15 protein-coding genes are annotated in these 17037 nt (G+C 55.4%); 10 read left to right on the top strand and 5 right to left on the bottom strand.

Annotated features, from left to right (window positions below; genetic code table 11):
* Positions 1-31 precede the first annotated feature (31 nt).
* Both DW913_RS05410 and DW913_RS05405 read right to left on the bottom strand, forming a co-directional pair.
* A complete protein-coding gene (locus DW913_RS05410) occupies positions 32-886 on the bottom strand; it encodes a bifunctional 5,10-methylenetetrahydrofolate dehydrogenase/5,10-methenyltetrahydrofolate cyclohydrolase (RefSeq protein ID WP_117797832.1) in 855 nt (284 codons plus the stop codon).
* Positions 887-888: 2 nt separating this feature from the next.
* The gene (locus DW913_RS05405; protein WP_158566196.1) at positions 889-1521 is read right to left on the bottom strand and encodes a cyclodeaminase/cyclohydrolase family protein; all 633 of its coding nucleotides are present in this window, start codon (positions 1519-1521) and stop codon (positions 889-891) included.
* 376 nt (positions 1522-1897) lie between these two features.
* On the opposite strand from DW913_RS05405, the gene DW913_RS05400 reads away from it, so the two are divergent.
* From DW913_RS05400 to DW913_RS05390, 3 genes are all read left to right on the top strand, one after another.
* Entirely contained in the window at positions 1898-2500 is a 603-nt protein-coding gene (locus DW913_RS05400; RefSeq protein ID WP_147349631.1) for a hypothetical protein, read from the top strand.
* A 242-nt stretch (positions 2501-2742) separates the two neighbouring features.
* A complete protein-coding gene (locus DW913_RS05395) occupies positions 2743-3336 on the top strand; it encodes a hypothetical protein (protein WP_117797829.1) in 594 nt (197 codons plus the stop codon).
* Between the two features lie 305 nt (positions 3337-3641).
* Positions 3642-6122 (top strand): phosphatidylinositol-specific phospholipase C, encoded by a 2481-nt coding sequence (locus tag DW913_RS05390; RefSeq protein ID WP_117797828.1) that lies wholly within the window; start codon positions 3642-3644, stop codon positions 6120-6122.
* Positions 6123-6216: 94 nt separating this feature from the next.
* On the opposite strand, the gene DW913_RS05385 is transcribed toward DW913_RS05390, so the two are convergent.
* Complete coding sequence (locus DW913_RS05385; RefSeq protein ID WP_147349630.1) at positions 6217-6486, bottom strand: hypothetical protein; 270 nt, start codon at positions 6484-6486, stop codon at positions 6217-6219.
* Positions 6487-6731: 245 nt separating this feature from the next.
* Between DW913_RS05385 and DW913_RS10280 the strand changes: the two genes are divergently transcribed.
* The 7 genes from DW913_RS10280 to DW913_RS05350 all read left to right on the top strand — a co-directional run bounded on the left by DW913_RS10280 (position 6732) and on the right by DW913_RS05350 (position 14488).
* A complete protein-coding gene (locus DW913_RS10280) occupies positions 6732-6902 on the top strand; it encodes a type II toxin-antitoxin system HicA family toxin (protein ID WP_084591772.1) in 171 nt (56 codons plus the stop codon).
* A 45-nt stretch (positions 6903-6947) separates the two neighbouring features.
* The gene (locus tag DW913_RS05375) at positions 6948-7400 is read left to right on the top strand and encodes a helix-turn-helix domain-containing protein (RefSeq protein WP_117797826.1); all 453 of its coding nucleotides are present in this window, start codon (positions 6948-6950) and stop codon (positions 7398-7400) included.
* A 142-nt stretch (positions 7401-7542) separates the two neighbouring features.
* Positions 7543-8331 (top strand): ADP-ribosylglycohydrolase family protein, encoded by a 789-nt coding sequence (locus tag DW913_RS05370; RefSeq protein WP_117797825.1) that lies wholly within the window; start codon positions 7543-7545, stop codon positions 8329-8331.
* A gap of 32 nt (positions 8332-8363) precedes the next feature.
* Positions 8364-8585: a hypothetical protein gene (locus tag DW913_RS05365; RefSeq protein ID WP_117797824.1), complete on the top strand. Its 222-nt coding sequence runs from the start codon at positions 8364-8366 to the stop codon at positions 8583-8585.
* A 740-nt stretch (positions 8586-9325) separates the two neighbouring features.
* Positions 9326-12415, top strand: coding sequence for a type I restriction endonuclease subunit R (locus DW913_RS05360; RefSeq protein ID WP_117797823.1), 3090 nt, complete (start codon positions 9326-9328; stop codon positions 12413-12415).
* Between the two features lie 14 nt (positions 12416-12429).
* On the top strand, positions 12430-13953 hold the full coding sequence (locus tag DW913_RS05355; RefSeq protein ID WP_117797822.1) for a class I SAM-dependent DNA methyltransferase: 1524 nt from the start codon (positions 12430-12432) through the stop codon (positions 13951-13953).
* Entirely contained in the window at positions 13943-14488 is a 546-nt protein-coding gene (locus DW913_RS05350) for a restriction endonuclease subunit S (protein WP_117797821.1), read from the top strand. Before DW913_RS05355 ends, DW913_RS05350 begins: the two co-directional genes overlap by 11 nt.
* Here the strand turns inward: DW913_RS05350 and DW913_RS10075 are convergent.
* Together DW913_RS10075 and xerA are read right to left on the bottom strand one after the other, a co-directional pair.
* Entirely contained in the window at positions 14460-15593 is a 1134-nt protein-coding gene (locus DW913_RS10075) for a restriction endonuclease subunit S (protein ID WP_199580773.1), read from the bottom strand. The genes DW913_RS05350 and DW913_RS10075 overlap by 29 nt on opposite strands.
* Positions 15590-16513 carry a site-specific tyrosine recombinase/integron integrase gene (gene xerA / locus DW913_RS10275; protein WP_117797878.1) on the bottom strand — a complete coding sequence of 308 codons (924 nt, stop codon included), beginning with the start codon at positions 16511-16513 and terminating at the stop codon, positions 15590-15592. Before xerA ends, DW913_RS10075 begins: the two co-directional genes overlap by 4 nt.
* Between the last annotated feature and the right edge of the window lie 524 nt (positions 16514-17037).

Raw genomic sequence — 17037 nt, 5'->3', positions numbered from 1 at the left:
AGAGCTAACCCCCTAAACAGCTTCAAAACGCCTATTTCGATGCGCGCTCGGCCGCTTCGATCACGTGTTTGGCGAGGATCGCCGTCGTCACGGCGCCCACGCCGCCCGGCACGGGCGTGATGGCGTTAACGACCGGCTCCGCGGCAACAAAATCGACGTCACCCACCAGCTTGCCAGCGTCCTCATCCCAGTTAATGCCAACATCGATGATCGTCTGGTCCTCGCGAACGGCATCCACGCCAATCGTACGCGCGCGTCCAACGGCCGCAACCACAATGTCGGCAGCACGGCACTCAGCGGCCAAGTCATGCGTATGCGTATGGCACGTCGTCACGGTGGCATTGCGAGCCGTAAGCATGGCGGCAACGGGACGGCCAATCACCAGCGACCGACCAACGACCGCGACCTTGGCCCCATCCAGCTCAACGCCGTAATGATCCAGTAGCGCCAACACGGCCTCAGCCGTGCAAGGAGCAAAACCCTCGCCGCGCCCCGAAAGCGTGGTGAGCAGCGAAGCCGGCGTCATGGAGTCAACGTCCTTGGCGGGATCGAGCGCTGCGGCGACGGCGTTCTCGTCAAGGCCGGCGGGCAGCGGGCGGAACATCAAACAGCCATGAACAGCCGAATCGGTATTGATGTCCTCGATGGCCGTCAACAGCTCGTCCTGCGAAACATCGGCAGAAAGCAAAACGCGACGAGCCTCAACCCCCACTTTTTCGCAGCGCTTGAGCGCACCGCGCTCGTAGGATAGGTCGTCCTCGCGCTCACCCACACGCACGATAGCCAACGTCGGAACAACGCCCCGCTCGCGCAGGACTGCGCAGCGAGCAGCAAGTTCCTCAGTCAAAGCGCGAGCAACGGGAGCACCCTTCAGCAGTTCAGCCATGGCTATCCTCTCCTCCTTGCAGCGTCGGCGGCGCGGCGCGCCAGCGCATCGGCGCGCGGCAACCACGTGTCGAGCAGCTCATCGCACGCGGTCTCGAGCTCCTCGGCGCGCGCCCGGTCCTTCATAGACGTGGTGTTGGCAAAGAGCGTCAAGCTCGCGCCCTGCATAGCGGAACGGCAGAACACGGCGCCGCACGCCACATCGGACAGCAGCTGACGCGAACCCTTGTCGGCCATGTCCTCGAGCAGCGCCAGCGCACGCCCGCAGGCATCCATAATGCGATACGGCGGCATAGCGGCCACATGCAGCGCATCCTGAATCGCGGTCGCTCGAGCCGGATCGTCACGCGGAATACCGTACGCCGCGGACACCTGCCCATAGGCACGAACGTCCTCGGCAACCAACTCGACAAGCTCCTGGGCCAGCTCATCAGCATGGGCAAACGCACGCGTCAGGTCATCCGCACGATCAGCAAGCGCGGGATTGGTCGCACCGTAGCGGGCAACCATTCCGCACAGCGAGGCGCCCAGCGCGCCCACAAAGGCGCTCGCGCTGCCACCGCCGGGAACCGGCTCGCGCGCGGCCAGCGCCTCGGCAAACCCGCGGCAGGTCTTGTCCATCATCTCTTGGCTCATACACATGCACCTTCAAGTCATATACATCGGTCGGGTGGCAACCGCCGACCGACCGCATCGATCACGTAATGGTGCTAAGTCTAGCCCATAAGCACATGAGCGTCAGCGCACCTGGCCATCGCGGATTTCTATGGCACACGATAGGCGGCAGCGACACAAACATGGGACACATGGCCCACCTTTCGAGACTCCCGGGCAGCGGCAACTGGGGCATACATATAGGTAAGGAGCCCTATGTTGGGGCAAGCTCATCACGGCGCCGGACGACGAATGGAGGAATAACCGCACAGTAAACAAAGGCATCATGTGCATGCGTAACCGCCGCCCCAGCGATCCGCGGCGCACGATGTCCCTGGCAGACAAGGAGGACGCCACCATGAAGAAAAAGACCCTATCGATTCTTTCCCTTTGCATCGCCCTCTTTGCCGCATTTGCCCTTGTCGGCTGCGGCGGGAGCGCATCGGGCGGAAGCGGCAGCACCGCCAAGAGCGAGAGCAGGAAAAAGGCCCCCGTCGCCGAAAAGACTGACTTTATCTGGTTTAAGGTCGAGATGCCCGAGAGCGTTGGCGTGAGCGACTCCGCCGGCAAGAACGCCGACAGGGTCCAGCTCACCTTCCCCGAGAACGAGAACGCCTCGGCCGATCGCTTTATCCCCGTTTGGAAAAAAGCGCTGACGGCCGAGGAATCCCACGCCGACCAGGCGGAAAAGAAGGGGGATACGTTCCAGTGGAAGGATGGCGGGTCCGTCGAGTATAACGGCAGGACGTGGCTCGTCGGAACATACGAGGACAACAGCGGCATCTCAACCATGCTTTTTACCGACGTTGAGCCGGGAAGCGTCTACGTCCTCATCTCGAACTTCGACCAGCACAAGAAAGAAGCCGAGACGCTCCTCAACTCCATCGAGTTCCCCGATGACATGGAAGAGGCAGTTTCCGAGGCACGCGAAGTCGAGATTTCGAGCATCGAGATCAAGTAACGGGACACCCGCACGTGCCTATGCGCACCCGCGTACACGCGCCCCATTAAAACAACGGGCACCCAACCCCGGGGAGGGCCGACAGCATCGGCCCTCCCCTCTTTTGCGTCCGAGCATATTGCCACTTAACGGCGCAAATCCGGCCCTCAGAATGGGACACATGGCCCACCCTAGCGAGCCGCCCACGCGTACAGTAAAGGCAGGTAATCCATGGGCGGTTACAGATCGAGGAGGACACGACCATGAAAAAGAAGGCCTTTGCGATTCTCACCCTCTGCATGAGTCTTTTTGCCGCAGTTGCCCTGGTGGGTTGCGGTGGAAGCGGTGGCGCTGCCGGCAGTGGCGGTGGCGGCGGAGCAGAAAAGCCAGCCGTGGATATGAGGACCGACTTCATTTGGTTTAAGGTCGAGGTGCCCGAGGGCGTCGAAATCACGGACGTCGCAGGCGACACCGCCGATAGGGCCCAGTTTAAGTTCACCGAGAGCGAGCACGCCAGCGATCGCTTCATCCCTGTCTTCGACTCCGACAAGAACGCCGACGAGCTGTTCGACTACGAGGCCAAATGGAAGGCCAACTTTGAGTGGACCGAGAATGATCCCGTCAAGTACAACGGCAAGACTTGGCGCAACGCTTCCTATACACACTCGGGCGGCGTGACGACTGAGTACTTCACCGAAGCAGGCGGCGGCAGCGTCTACGTGAGCATCGACAATGTCGAGGAGCACAAGGACGCCGTCAAGACCATGATGAAGTCTCTGGAGTTTGCCGACGACATCGCCGAAGCCAAGACCGAGGCCATGGACGTCAAGCTCGACGATATCGAGATCAAGCGCTAAGCGACTGGCGAGCGCAACGGGAAACACGGTCGCAGTGCAAACAAGCGACGGTACCCCAGCGCTTCGTACCCAGGGAGGGCCGGTAAACCGACCCTCCCTTTCTTATGCCGGTAGCCGACGAACGCGAGGATGCCGGACGCCGGAACCGCCCCAAATGTGGCAATAGTACGAAAACGATAAACACCCCAACACGTCCGCCCACCGATTTATTGCGCCGCGCAGACAATTAAACCAGCATCTTTAAACATCTGGGCAGTATAGTGACCAAAACTATCGCATAACCGCACCCTGCGAATGGAGGAGTCATGGCCGAACATCATGCCATCAGTCGCCGAGCGTTTACGCTGGGCTTAGGTCTTGCGGCGCTGTCGCCGCTTGCAAGCCTGCCAGAAACCGCGGCACCGGGCATTCCCCTGCGAGCGGCATTTGCAGACGACACGCCCAAACCGGCGGAGCACCTCGGTAATTTCGTCATTCGCCTCCGCCCCGCGGGCTATTTTCGCACCGCGAGCGTCAACCAAGACGGCAACGTTCGCGGCAACGTCTGCCACCTGTTTAACGACGGCACGTCCAGCAAGCTCATCCTTGAGCACGTAGGGACCGATGCGGACGGCACAAACTGGTACGCCATCCGCACCCTGCTCAATTTCGAAGAGCACAAGAAGACGGGCTACAGCATTTGGTCGGTCGATGGCGACTCGGACAAAGATGGAAAGGTCATCCACGTATGGAGTGGCGAGTACGACCATAAGGACAGCCGCGCCTATACGTTCGACCGCCAGTTCGACGGAACTTATATTATTCGAGACCGCATATACACGAATAACGGTATTAACTACCTGGCCATAGAATCGAAAGGCAAAGACCAAGACAACAACAAGATTTGCCAAAAGAAATATTCCATTCCGTGGGAGCTCGAGCTTGTCGGCTACAGCATGGACAAGACCAATGCCACAGTTAGCAGCATCGACTGGACCACGTATAGCAGCTACGTCGACGGACCATGTTGGATGAGCCACGTCGAAGGCAACAAGTACCTCGACGAGCTGAGCATCCCGGGCACGCACGATTCGGGAACTTGCAGCGTGGACAACGACACCGAACCCCAATCCTCGCAAGCAAAGTGCCAGCAGGACTACATCCCCACGCAGTTGCTCGAAGGCATTCGCTATTTTGATATCCGACTCGGAAAAGGCAACGACCCCGGCATCGACCATGGAAGTTGCTACCTGCTCAAAAAAGACGGGCACTTCATGCATCTCTCCGATGTCATCGGTTACTTCAAAACGTTTTTGAACGAACACCCGTCAGAAGCGCTCATCATGCTTGTATCCCGAGGCAACAACGAGGCTACCGACGAAAGTGTTACGACGGCTTTCGCCAAGGTTTTGGACGACAACCCCAAACTGTTCTACACGTCGAGCCGCGTTCCCACACTGAACGAGGTGCGCGGAAAGATCGTCCTGCTGCGCCGATTTGGACTCGCCGGCGACAGCGTAAGCGGCCACACGTGGGGCCTCGACCTCACCGAATGGGACAACAAAATCGCAACACACCCCAGCAGCTCCTCTATGTGTCTCGTCCAAAACGCGCAAGGCTTTGAAGCCGCAGGGGAAACAGGCGACAAAAAAGCCTATTGCACCAAGGTATATGCCCAGGACCATTACGAATGCACCGGAACCGACAAGATCAGCTGGGTCGATATGGCCCTGCAGGAGACGGCTAAGCTCACCCGCAACGAGGTAGATGTCGAGGGCGATAACGGGGCCAAGGAGCAAGTCCTGGAGCGCTGCTGGTCTATCAACTACACCAGCTGCACGAATCACAAGCAAGGAAGTAATCCTTTTACCGCAGCACGAGTGGTCAACGAGCATCTGTACAAGAGCCCGTACATCAATCCCAGCGGCATCGAGGATACAAAGTCAGATTACCTCAAGCACATTGGCATCATCGCATCCGACTTTGTTGATGCGGCGCTGGCCCGGAGCATCTACCAGCGCAATTACGATTACGATACGAAGCACGCGCAGTCGGCTTCGTGCTGCCTCCCGACCCGCATGCGCATGACGTACGGCGACTCGCTGAGCGATGCCTCGCTCCAGGATGGCAAGACCGTTGGCGAGGGCCATTTCCGCCTCGTCGACAGCAGCAACGTACTCAACGTGGCGGCTTCGGGCCATGCGTTTACCATCGAATATGTGGATGTCGACGCCTTGGGCAACGAGACCGTTACGGAGCTGCGGGGTCATGTGTCCATCGATATCGATCCGCGCGCGTTGACGCCCCATTTTGAGGGGCTCGAAGGCCTTAAGGCCGGCGAAGACGTGCGCGCCAAGATTGCGGCATCACTCGAGGGCAAGCTCGAAAACGATCCCTGCACCGCCCAGCTCGAGTTTATGCACGATGCGAACGGCGCACCGGGCACGGCGATGGCCGAGGGCGAGGCATTTGCCGCGGGGACGTATTGGGTGCGTGCGAAAGGCCTTTTGGGCGACGCGGCACAGAACTACACGCTCGCCAGCGATGGAGCAGCAAGCTTTACCGTAGCGGCCTCGAGCAGTGCAGGCGGCACCGGCAGCGGCACGGGTTCCAACGCAGGCGGCGCCGACAAGAACGGCGGCGGCAACAAGAGCGACCAGGGCAAGAGCTCGGGCGGAAAACTCGCCGACACGGGCGACGGCTCCGGCATTGCCGCCGGGCTCGCCGCTGCCGCCGTGGCGACAACGGTCGCCGGCGCGGCAATGCTTGCCAGTGACCGCGAAGACAGCGAAGGCGCTAGCGAATAGGCAAGCCAGCCTTTTAGACACATCGACTCAATCGGGGGCGCAGAACACCGTTCTGTGCCCCCGATTTTTACCTTGGCCCGAACGCCGCTTTCGGCTACATCACCATGTTCAGCGCGTTCACAAATTCCTGGGCCTTCGCACGGCTACTCAGGCTAAAGACGCAAGCGGTCAACAGCCTGTTACGTAGGAAAACGTCGCGGCCCTTGATCCTGTTGACCCCCGTGATGTCCTTAAGATAGACAATCTCGGTGTGCTTGCCACCAAAAGTGCCCTTCTTGAGCACCTCGATGCGATTAGGGTAGATCCTGACGTCTTTAAACCTACCCGAACCCTTGTCCTGAAACAGCAAGGTGTTGTTGTCCATGCGTGCCACTCCCATGGGGTTCGTTAAAACTGTCTCTATGGCCACATTTTAGTCACCGCAAACCCTTTTCGCGGTCGTGCGCAGAGCACCAAAATCGTGTCCGCACGAGCAAATAGACTAATACAACAAGGAATATAAGCCGTTATCCAAGGATTGCGACGTAAAACAAAGGATTAACAATGGCTAAGATTTAAGTCAGAAAACCCTTAGGAAGTGCTAATATATAGTTATTGAAAGAGGCTGAGATGCAGAGACGCGAATTGATCCGTATCCTCGAAGAAGCCGGCTTCATCTCGAAAGGAGGCACTAATCACGAGAAGTTCGTCAAAGGAGATAAACTCGTGCTCGTGAAACGCCACCGAGAGATTGAGGATCAAATTGCCAAAAGAATCCTAAGGCAGGCAGGGCTTCGATAGCTCATCCTCATCACATTTCGCATCGCTTTTTAGAGGAGGTCTTGCATGGTTTACGTATGGGAATTTGAGTTCTTTGATTCGGACGGTATGGTCGATGCCGTGCCATGTGGCTCGCTGGGCGGAGGAGGAACGTTTGGCTCCGATCTAAACGACGCTGTCGAAAGCGCCGCTGATTTTCTCGCATGTATGGTCGACGATCACCTTATGGGTGGCGTCGATCTTCCCGCGCCAGACTTCGGACATGAGCCGCGACACGGCGGCAAGATTATCGCCGTAGCCGTCAGCCGCGAACTCGCCGACATCCCCGCCGTCACCGCAGCGGATGCCGCGCGCATGCTCGGTGTTAGCTCAGCACGGGTATCGCAACTGATAAATGCTGGGCTGTTGGATTCTTGGAAGGACGGCACCAAGCGCATGGTGTCCAAAGCTTCCATCGAGGCACGACTCGCCGACGCACCAAAGGCAGGGCGCCCGAAAGAGGTCCCTATTGCCGTATAAAGCAATAGCGTTGCGGGTTTTTCATTTGTTAGATTAGCTGACAAGCTCTTCCAATTCGGGACTCACTGCGTTCCGAATTGGGATGGACATATTGCCGCAGGTAGCCGCGCATCCTCAATCCAAAGTACGAGAGGTGTTTCCCATGACAGACAGACCGAAAACAACGCTGCGCGACTGCATCTATGGACTTGCCGTCGGCGACGCGTTGGGCGTTCCCTACGAGTTCAGGCCTCGTGGCACGTTCGAATGCACCGACATGATCGGCTACGGCACGCACGGGCAGCCCGCCGGCACCTGGAGCGATGACACGTCCATGACGCTTGCTACCTGCGACTCGATTAGAGAGCTTGGGCACATCGACACCGCAGACATGCGCGACAAGTTCGTAAGCTGGATTGCCCGTGGCGAGTATACAATCGACGGCGTTTTCGATTACGGCGGCACGACCGCCCGCGCCTTGCACACCGGCAAAGGAGGCTCCGGCGAACGCGACAACGGTAACGGTTCGCTCATGCGCATCGCGCCCCTGGCGCTTGTCGACGCGACTGACGACGAGATCTGCGAGGTCTCCGCGATAACGCACGCTCACAGAACATCGACCGACGCATGCGTCATATTTGTCGAGCTGATGAGGGACGTGATGAACGGTGCACTTCCCTCATGGGTGCTCCAGCTGAAAGACGTGCCCGAGCGTGGAATCAGGTCAGGTGGCTTCGTGCGCGACACGCTTAAAGCCGCCACCTGGTGCTTTGTGAACACCAACAGTTACGAAGAGTGCGTCCTTGCCGCCGTCAACCTGGGCGACGACACCGACACCACCGCAGCCGTCGCCGGCGCCCTCGCCGGCACGGCATACGGTATCGACGCAATTCCACAGGAATGGATCGATACTCTACGAGGGAAGGATCTAATTGAGAGCTGCCTGTTTTAGGGCACCATACAAGAAATAAGGCTGGAGGCACCATGGAGAGGAAGATCGCGAATATAGATGAGTTCCAAATGGACGAAAACGAGACCCCGATACTCCCAACGGAACTGAGGGAGGAAGAAAACCTTTACGTCCTCCCCGACGGGCGTTACCTCCCCTGCGGGGTCTACAGGACCGCGGACGGCGGTTCGCTCATTTATGAGCCATCCGAGCTCAGCTTCTTCGGGCAGATGCTTGCTCAATTCAAAGAGTGCTAGAGGTTTGATTGCCCGTTAGACCGACGCTGTTCCAAACTATGGGATGGGTAGGATGTCTCCCACGGCATTGCCCAGACCTCTACTCGATCTGGCGAGAATATAAGCAGTAACGGATAGCGAAGGGAGCCATGAAAAGGGCCGGTTGCAGCCGGCCCTTTAGACGATAATACCTGCGTTGCCCGCGCTTCCGAAGTGTGACTAGCTGAGGAGCGGGTTCCGCGGCACATCCTGATTTTACCCAGCGAGACGGCTCTTTTGCAGCCGCTCCACCGTTTATTTACATCCACCACCACAAGCGGATACCGCGCGAACGAGAGCAAAGAAACAACGCCGGCGCGGCCAACAGAACAGACAATCCATGCGACCAAAGAAATAGAAAAGCGCCCGCGGCCTCGGTTCTTCACCCAGGTCTAGGCGCTTTTCTTGGCACCATCGCACCACATCCGCCATCGCCTCCGGCCCGACACTCATTAAAATGCAAGCGGGAAACGACCTCAAGATCACCAACAACAGCTTCAAGCAAGCGCTTGGGCAACTGTCGCAACACGAGCGCCCATAAAAAGGGGCCAGTTTAATAAGTAAGAGAGCCTTACCACCAATTGTCATTCGGGCACGATCAGCCAATAGGTCAAATGGCAACTAACGGGTGTCAGATATACCAATATACGCAAGATTAACTGCTAGAATGCAATGGTGGACAGGCTCACCAGTGTCGAAGAAGCATAAGGTAAGGAGTGCGCATGATTGCTGTCGACTACAGCTCCTCAACGTCATTTAATGAGGATGCTTTCGAACAAGGCATCATTGACCACTTGCAAACGAGCCTGGGGTACGAGCACCTCTATGGACCTGATGTCGCTCGTTCCTCTGACGCGTTTGACGACGCCTTCCTACCTGACGTCATTGGGCCCGCTCTTGAGAGCATTAACCCCACGCTCAATCGTCGCGCGATTGATGCCTCAATAACCAGACTAAAGGAAATCGAGGGCAGTAACCTCATCGCCAAGAACAGCATCTTTATGGACATGCTCCAGAACGGTGTGGAGACAAGCTGGTTTGACGGCAAAGAAGAGCATACAGACATCGTGCGCTTGGTCGATTACGGCAATCCCGAAAAGAACAGCTTCCACGTTGTTAACCAGTGGACCTACATCGAGCGTGGTGCCAACAAACGTCCAGATGTCATCGTATTCGTCAACGGGCTTCCGCTCGTTCTCTTTGAATTGAAGTCACCCGCTCGAGCTGACGCTGACAGCGAAGACGCCTACCAACAGATTCAAAACTACAAACGACAGATTCCATCGCTTTTCGTGTACAACGCTTTCTGCGTCACCAGCGACATGCTTCACACCAAGGTTGGCACGATCACCGCCAACGAGTCACGCTTCGTTGAGTGGAAGAGCGTCGATGGAAGCTACGAGGCCACCCAGTACGCCGATTGGAAAACCCCTCTGGACGGCATGTTCCCCAAGGAGCGGCTCATCGACATCCTGAAGAACTTCATTCTGTTCTCCGAGGACGCGAAAATCCTCGCGGGATACCATCAGTACTTCGCGGTGAACAAAGCGCTCGAGAGCGTGCATGAAGCCATCGGCGGCGACGGCAAGGGCGGCGTCTTCTGGCACACGCAGGGCTCGGGCAAGTCGCTTTCGATGGTTTTCCTTGCCCATCTGCTCGAAGAGAAACTCGACAGCCCGACCATCGTGGTAATTACCGACCGCAACGACCTCGACTCGCAACTGTTCGCGCAGTTCTCCAGATGCTCAGATTTCCTGCGCCAGACGCCCGTTCAGGCGCAGAGCCGCGCCGATCTTGCGCAGCAGATCTCGAGCCGCCGCGCCAACGGCATCATTTTCACCACTATGCAGAAATTCGAGGAGGAGGCCATCGCCCTCTCCGAGCGCAAGAACGTCGTCGTGATGGTTGATGAAGCACACCGCGGGCAGTACGGGTTCGAGGAGAAATACGACCGTGACGGCAAGAAGCACACGGGCACCGCGTTGCTCATCCGCCGCGCCCTTCCGAATGCGACTTTCATCGGCTTTACCGGTACCCCTATTTCTGCCGAAGATCGATCGACTCGCGAAGTTTTCGGCGATTATATTGACGTCTACGACATGACTCAGGCAGTAGAGGACGACGCAACTCGACCCGTGTTCTACGAGAGCCGCGTCGTCGCACTCAAACTGGATCAGGGCATCCTTGCAAAAGTTGACGATGAGTACGAAAAGCTCACCGAGCAGGCTAATGCCGAAACCATTGACGCAAGCAAGCGTAACTTTGCAAATCTAGACGCCGTTCTAGGTGCACCCGAAGTCATCGATGCCCTATGTCAGGACATCGTAGAGCACTATGAGACCAACCGTGCGCACGAACTCACCGGCAAGGCAATGATCGTTGCGTATTCGCGCCCCGCCGCCATGGCTATATATCAACGTATATGCGAGCTGCGACCCTCTTGGAAGGACGAGGGCAAACTCGGCGTTGTCATGACCATGGGCAATCAGGACCCCGAGTGGTGGTTCGACGTCGTAGGCAATAAGGCCCATGTGAAGGAGATGGCAAAGCGCTTTAAGGATGATGCTGACCCGCTCAAAATCGTAATCGTCGTAGACATGTGGCTCACCGGTTTTGACGTGCCGAGCCTTGCCACCATGTATGTGTATAAACCCATGCGCGGGTATAACCTGATGCAGGCAATCGCACGCGTAAACCGAGTGTATAAAGACAAGGTTGGCGGATTGGTTGTTGACTACGTAGGCATAGCTAACGCCCTTAAACGCGCCATGAAGGACTACACCAAGCGCGACCAAAAGAAATACGGCGACATGGATATCGGGAAAACCGCCTATCCTAAGTTTTTGGAAAAACTGGCGGTCTGTCGCGACAAAATGTTTGGTTACGATTATTCGGAATTCATGAGCACCGAGTCCGCCGCACGTCGAAGCGAACTCATAACGGGTGGAGTAAATCATATCCTTGCACCCGGCGACGAAGATACCACCCGCGACTTTGTTGAGCAGGCAGGAGTCATGCTCAAAGCCTATGGACTCGCCAAAAGTCGCGCAACAGACATGCAGCGCATCGAGGCCGGCTATTTCCAGGTTGTTCGAGAGCTCATCCTTCAGCTCACCGAGCAGGGCGGCACCCGCAGCAAAAACGGAGGCAAACTTACCCTTAAGCAGGTAAATGACCGCATCAATGCACTGCTCGAACAGAACATCGTCCATACCGACGGCGTAATAGACCTGTTTAAGGTGGAAAACGAAACGGTTTCGATTTTTGATCCCAAGTTTCTGTCGAGCCTCTCGCGTATGAAAGAGAGGAACTTGGCTTACGAGTTGTTGCGAAAACTCATCGACGACCAGATCAAGGGCTACCGCAAGAAGAGCGTAACGCAGGCAAAGAAGTACTCAGAACTCATGCAAAGCATGGTAAATGGCTATCTCAACGGGCAGCTCACAAACGCTGAGGTATTCGAAGAAATGCTCAAGATGGCGAAAGAGATGCTTTCCGAAAACCAAAAGGCAAAGGCGCTTGGGCTTAGCGAAGAGGAGTTTGCGTTTTACGAGGCGCTGACACAACCGCAGGCAGTCGCCGACTACTATCGCGAAAGAAATGACGAGTTGGTCGCTATCACGCAAGAGCTCGCTGCGAAGATGCGCGAAATGCGCACGGTCGATTGGCAGAAAAAGCAAAGTGCTCGTGCTGCCATGCGTGTTGCAATCAAGCGCCTGCTCAAACATCATAAGTATCCGCCAGAGGGCATGGAATCGGCACTGGCCACCGTGATGGATCAGTGCGAACTCTGGGCCGACAATGCAGCATAGGGAGTTAAAACAGCATGGCTAAAAGCAAGGCTAAGGACACCAAGAAGAACACGGCCGACGTTGGCTTTGAGGATCAACTGTGGAACGCTGCAGATGTGCTGCGTGGCAACTTGGACGCTGCCGAGTACAAAAACGTCGTGTTAGGCCTTATTTTCCTGAAGTACCTCTCGGACCGTTTCGACGAACGCTACCTAGAGCTCGTCGCAGAGGGTTACGGCGACGAGGAGGATCGCGACTGCTACATGGAGCAGAATGTCTTCTTCGTTCCCGAAGAAGCACGTTGGGTGAATATCTCGCAGGCGGCGCATACGCCCGAAGTTGGCCAGATCATTGACAATGCCATGCGCGCCATCGAGCGCGAGAACGACAAACTCAAAGACGTGCTGCCCAAGAACTTCGCTCGTCCTGAACTAGACAAGCGGCGCTTAGGCGACGTCGTTGACTTATTCACAAACGTACAAATGACCGATAACGAGAGCGAGAAAGACCTGTTAGGGCGCGCATACGAATATTGCCTGCAGAAATTCGCATCAATGGAGGGCAAAAACGCCGGCGAGTTCTATACGCCGTCGTGCATCGTGCGCACGCTGGTTGAAATCCTCCAGCCTTTCCACGGTCGTGTGTACGACCCCTGCTGCGGCAGCGGAGGCATGTTCGTGCAATCCGCCGCCTTCGTCGAGCACCATGGCGGCAACGTGGTACAGGACATCACCATCTTTGGCCAGGAGAGCAACCCTACCACGTGGAAGCTCGCAAAGATGAACCTCGGTATTCGCGGCATCGAGGCCGATTTGGGCAACTATGCAGACACCTTCAGCGCCGACCAGCACAAGAATGAAAAGTTTGACTATGTGTTGGCAAACCCACCCTTCAACCTCAAGAACTGGGGCGGCGAAGCGCTGCAGGAAGACGTACGTTGGAAGTACGGCATGCCGCCCACGGGCAACGCTAACTTCGCTTGGATGCAGCATATGATTTGGCATCTTAACGGCACGGGCAAGATTGGCCTCGTATTGGCAAACGGGTCGCTCTCGAGCCAGACGAGCGGCGAGGGCGATATTCGACGCGCTATCGTAGAGGACGATTTGGTCGAGGGCATTGTAGCCATGCCGGGGCAGCTGTTCTACAGCACCCAAATTCCCGTGTGTCTGTGGATCCTGAACAAGAAGAAGGCTCAGTCCGGCAAGACGCTATTCATCGATGCCCGCGAAATGGGCACCATGGTCTCTCGCAAACTACGCGAGTTTACCGAAGAGGACATCAACAAAGTTGCATCCGCATTCGACTCCTTCCGCAAGGGCGAGTTCGAGCCCGTGAAGGGGTTCAGCGCTATAGCGGATTTGGATGAAATCGCCAAGCAAGATTTCATCCTGACGCCCGGTCGCTACGTAGGCATTGCCGAGGCCGAAGACGACGGCGAACCATTTGAAGAGAAGATGGCACGCCTGACTAGCGAAATATCAAAGTGCTTTGAAGAGTCCAACCGCCTGCAGGAGCAGATTAAGAAAAACTTGGAGGCGATTGGGTATGGACTTTAGCGTTGCGACTCTTGGAGAACTAAGCCTCGGCGACGGAAAATATGGCATTGCCGCTTCGGCTGTGGATTATGATGCGGAATTACCTGCATATCTTCGTATTACGGATATCAACGACGACGGCACCCTGAATTGGAACGACCGCAAATCGGTAGACGACCCCGCCGCTTACAAATACATGCTGAGAGAAGGCGATATCGTTTTCGCCAGAACGGGCAACAGTACCGGAAAGAATTATTACTACGATTCTCGCGACGGCGAGTTTGCCTTCGCGGGCTTCTTAATTCGCTTCTCGCTGGACGATAAGAAAGTTAATCCTCGCTATGTCAAATACTATGCCCAGTCGAAAGCTTATTGGGACTGGGTGGCCTCTTTTAACACCGGCAGCACCAGAGGCAATATCAACGCTAAGACTTACGCACAAATGCCAATCCCCCTGCCCGATCGCCCGACGCAAGACTCAATCGTTATGCTATGCGATTCTGTCTCGAATAAAATCCGACTCAACGCTAAGCTAAATGGCTATTTAACTGCGTGAGATCGACCTTCGAAACATCGATTTCGCCCGACATTAGCTTGGGCAAAAGGACATCACGCAACTGCGCAAAAAAGCGTGACTCTTTAGCAGTTGCCAGCAGCTGTTCGTATATCGGTTTGGTTGATAGATAGAACTCGCTGAGCTCCAAATCGCCAGGCATTGCAAAAGGCATTGCTTTGACGGTTTTGGAATTAACGGCCGTCGCGATTGAAGATGTGCTTCCCAATTTCCCATAATCAAATGAACGCAAATAAGGATAAGCGTAAGCTAGCTTTCTTTTGTCATCAGACGCAAAGCAGGCAATCGCCTCATTGGTTGTCATATTGCAACCGGCGATCTTGACTCTGCCGACCGTCAACTTAAAGCTGAGAAGTACCGAGCCTGCTGGAACTCTTCTTACGTTTTTGGCGTTTACTGCGGCGTCAGTAAGGTATTCGGAGCTATCAAGCGAATATGTCCCCGTTTCGCCCATATCCTTGATTGAAAGCCATACGTGATTATCGGCTTTGACATCAGAGAACCATTCCGGCTCTTTCCTTGGTGGGGTCTTGCCTATTCCGATTTCGTAATACGAGTCGGCTCTTCCTTCGGTCCAGTTTTCGTTTGGTGACAGTGCAGTAAATTGAGCCAACAAAAGCTCTTCTAAATAGCCATTTAGCTTAGCGTTTACCCCGATTTTGGCATCAATACTACCAATGACTTCGACGACTTGCCTTTGCTTCTCGAGCGAAGGCAAGTCGATTTCTTGCTTCGAAAGCGTTTTAACAGAAAGACCAGGTTGAGCCGATTGAGCGGACAGCCGTCCTAGGCTCATAGTTGACAGGAGATAGGCAAGATAATGCGGATCATTGGATTCGTTTGCAACGGCAACGACTGCGTGTTCGGTCATGTAAGCCTTGCCAGAATGAAAGCGGACATTACCGCAAGCGGCGCCTTGGCGACCGATAACGGCACATTCCCCATCGAAGTTGTAACGCTCTGCATATCCACGAAGACCATTGCCGCCGATTACCGGATATGTCCCCGAATCCTGAACCTCAGCGGCTTTAATGCTCTTTCCGCTGCTTAGGCGTTCACAGATCTCTCCAAGTCGTACACGCGTCATTCCAAATACTTCCTATGCGAAGCCTTTACGTTGTTCTGATTAACCATGGCGTAATGCATGGTGGTGTCTATTTTCGCATGGCCCAACAGCTTTTGCACCTGCTCTATGGGCATTCCCTTGTCGATAGCATGAGTGGCAAGCGTACGGCGAAACTTATGCGGATGAACGCGGTTGATACCGGCGCTTCTGCCTAGGTCACGTAAACGAAGTTCTATGCTCCCCACCGTAATACGTCGAGCTGAGGAATCGAGCGCGACAAATAATGCAGGACTCTTGTCAGCACGGCTCGAAAGATATTCCGTAAGATGAAGCTTAGCGCGCGCATCGAAGTAAACGGGGCGCTGCTTATTTCCCTTTCCCATTACAAGGCATTCGCGCTCGTGCAGATTGACATCCTTCCTGTCGAGTCGCACAAGTTCGCCAATACGCATGCCCGTCGAAGCGAGTAGATCAACGATGGCAAGATCTCGCTTGGACTCACAGGCGTCTCGCAATACCTCCAGTTCCTCATCGCTAAGCACCTCTTTGGTTACCTGAGCTGTTTTGACGCGACGAATGCGCCTTACAGGACTTTTCACAATGTAATCCTCATCTTCAAGCCATGAAAAGAAGCTCGACATGATACGGCGTATATTATCGATTGTGACCTTACTAGAACCGCGATTCACCTCATAATCATTGAGATAGCGGCGCAAGTCGTCACTCTCAACCTGGGTATAGGGTTTAGCAAGCGCTGTGTTCATATGCCGTAAGGTTGCCTCATAGTATGCAATGGTTTTAGGAGAGCATCCCTCGACCTCTTTAGCGGTGAGAAAGAGCGCAAGTAAATCTTGTCCTGGCTCCGCCTGTTTCGGTCCAAGTGCCCGTCTAAGCGTAATAGTTAGATGCTTGAGCTGATGTGGGTCAAGAAGGCTCTGCATTTCCGAAAGCACGGCATTGATAACGGTTTCCACGCTGCTCCTTTCGTCGAGTACGATAGCCACAGTGTGGACGGCGTGTTGCACATAGTGAAGTAAATGGCTATTTAGCTGCTTGAGGTCGACCTTCGAGACGTCGATTTCTCCTGACATTAATTTAGGGAGGAGAACGTCACGAAGAGCGGCGAGACGGTGTTTCTCTTTGCTTGAGCTCGATGCTTGGCTAAGCGCTGATTCAATAAAATCAACGGTTGCTCCACTTGGATTACTTGCAACTTTATAAGTGAGCATCTGCGTTTTGTCCCCTCTTGGCATCTTTGTGCCCTTTGCGCCCTTCATGATGTAATCGAAAAAAGCATCGCTGCGCATACATGAATAGAGGTAACCGGACTGCTCCGGTTGCTTGGCTCTAAACACTAGGACATCACCCGAGCAGGTTCCAGTTCGGTCTGCGTACCAGATTTTTTTAAAGTATGGGCGAATGTTCGAAACCAGAATGTCCCCGTCCTTGTAGACCGTAACTTTTC

Origin of the sequence: Collinsella sp. AM42-18AC (assembly GCF_003467965.1) — a bacterium.
Taxonomy (GTDB): Bacteria; Actinomycetota; Coriobacteriia; order Coriobacteriales; family Coriobacteriaceae; genus Collinsella.
The sequence above is the reverse complement of the archived record's forward strand: the minus strand, read 5'-3'. Positions and strand labels throughout refer to the sequence as shown.

Excerpts from the sequence above, each read along its gene's own strand:
- DW913_RS05410 (WP_117797832.1), bottom strand. The coding sequence starts at position 886 with ATGGCTGAACTGCTGAAGGGTGCTCCCGTTGCTCGCGCTTTGACTGAG.
- DW913_RS05405 (WP_158566196.1), bottom strand. The coding sequence starts at position 1,521 with ATGAGCCAAGAGATGATGGACAAGACCTGCCGCGGGTTTGCCGAGGCG.
- DW913_RS05400 (WP_147349631.1), top strand. The coding sequence starts at position 1,898 with ATGAAGAAAAAGACCCTATCGATTCTTTCCCTTTGCATCGCCCTCTTT.
- DW913_RS05395 (WP_117797829.1), top strand. The coding sequence starts at position 2,743 with ATGAAAAAGAAGGCCTTTGCGATTCTCACCCTCTGCATGAGTCTTTTT.
- DW913_RS05390 (WP_117797828.1), top strand. The coding sequence starts at position 3,642 with ATGGCCGAACATCATGCCATCAGTCGCCGAGCGTTTACGCTGGGCTTA.
- DW913_RS05385 (WP_147349630.1), bottom strand. The coding sequence starts at position 6,486 with ATGGACAACAACACCTTGCTGTTTCAGGACAAGGGTTCGGGTAGGTTT.
- DW913_RS10280 (WP_084591772.1), top strand. The coding sequence starts at position 6,732 with ATGCAGAGACGCGAATTGATCCGTATCCTCGAAGAAGCCGGCTTCATC.
- DW913_RS05375 (WP_117797826.1), top strand. The coding sequence starts at position 6,948 with ATGGTTTACGTATGGGAATTTGAGTTCTTTGATTCGGACGGTATGGTC.
- DW913_RS05370 (WP_117797825.1), top strand. The coding sequence starts at position 7,543 with ATGACAGACAGACCGAAAACAACGCTGCGCGACTGCATCTATGGACTT.
- DW913_RS05365 (WP_117797824.1), top strand. The coding sequence starts at position 8,364 with ATGGAGAGGAAGATCGCGAATATAGATGAGTTCCAAATGGACGAAAAC.
- DW913_RS05360 (WP_117797823.1), top strand. The coding sequence starts at position 9,326 with ATGATTGCTGTCGACTACAGCTCCTCAACGTCATTTAATGAGGATGCT.
- DW913_RS05355 (WP_117797822.1), top strand. The coding sequence starts at position 12,430 with ATGGCTAAAAGCAAGGCTAAGGACACCAAGAAGAACACGGCCGACGTT.
- DW913_RS05350 (WP_117797821.1), top strand. The coding sequence starts at position 13,943 with ATGGACTTTAGCGTTGCGACTCTTGGAGAACTAAGCCTCGGCGACGGA.
- DW913_RS10075 (WP_199580773.1), bottom strand. The coding sequence starts at position 15,593 with ATGACGCGTGTACGACTTGGAGAGATCTGTGAACGCCTAAGCAGCGGA.
- xerA (WP_117797878.1), bottom strand. The coding sequence starts at position 16,513 with ATGCAGAGCCTTCTTGACCCACATCAGCTCAAGCATCTAACTATTACG.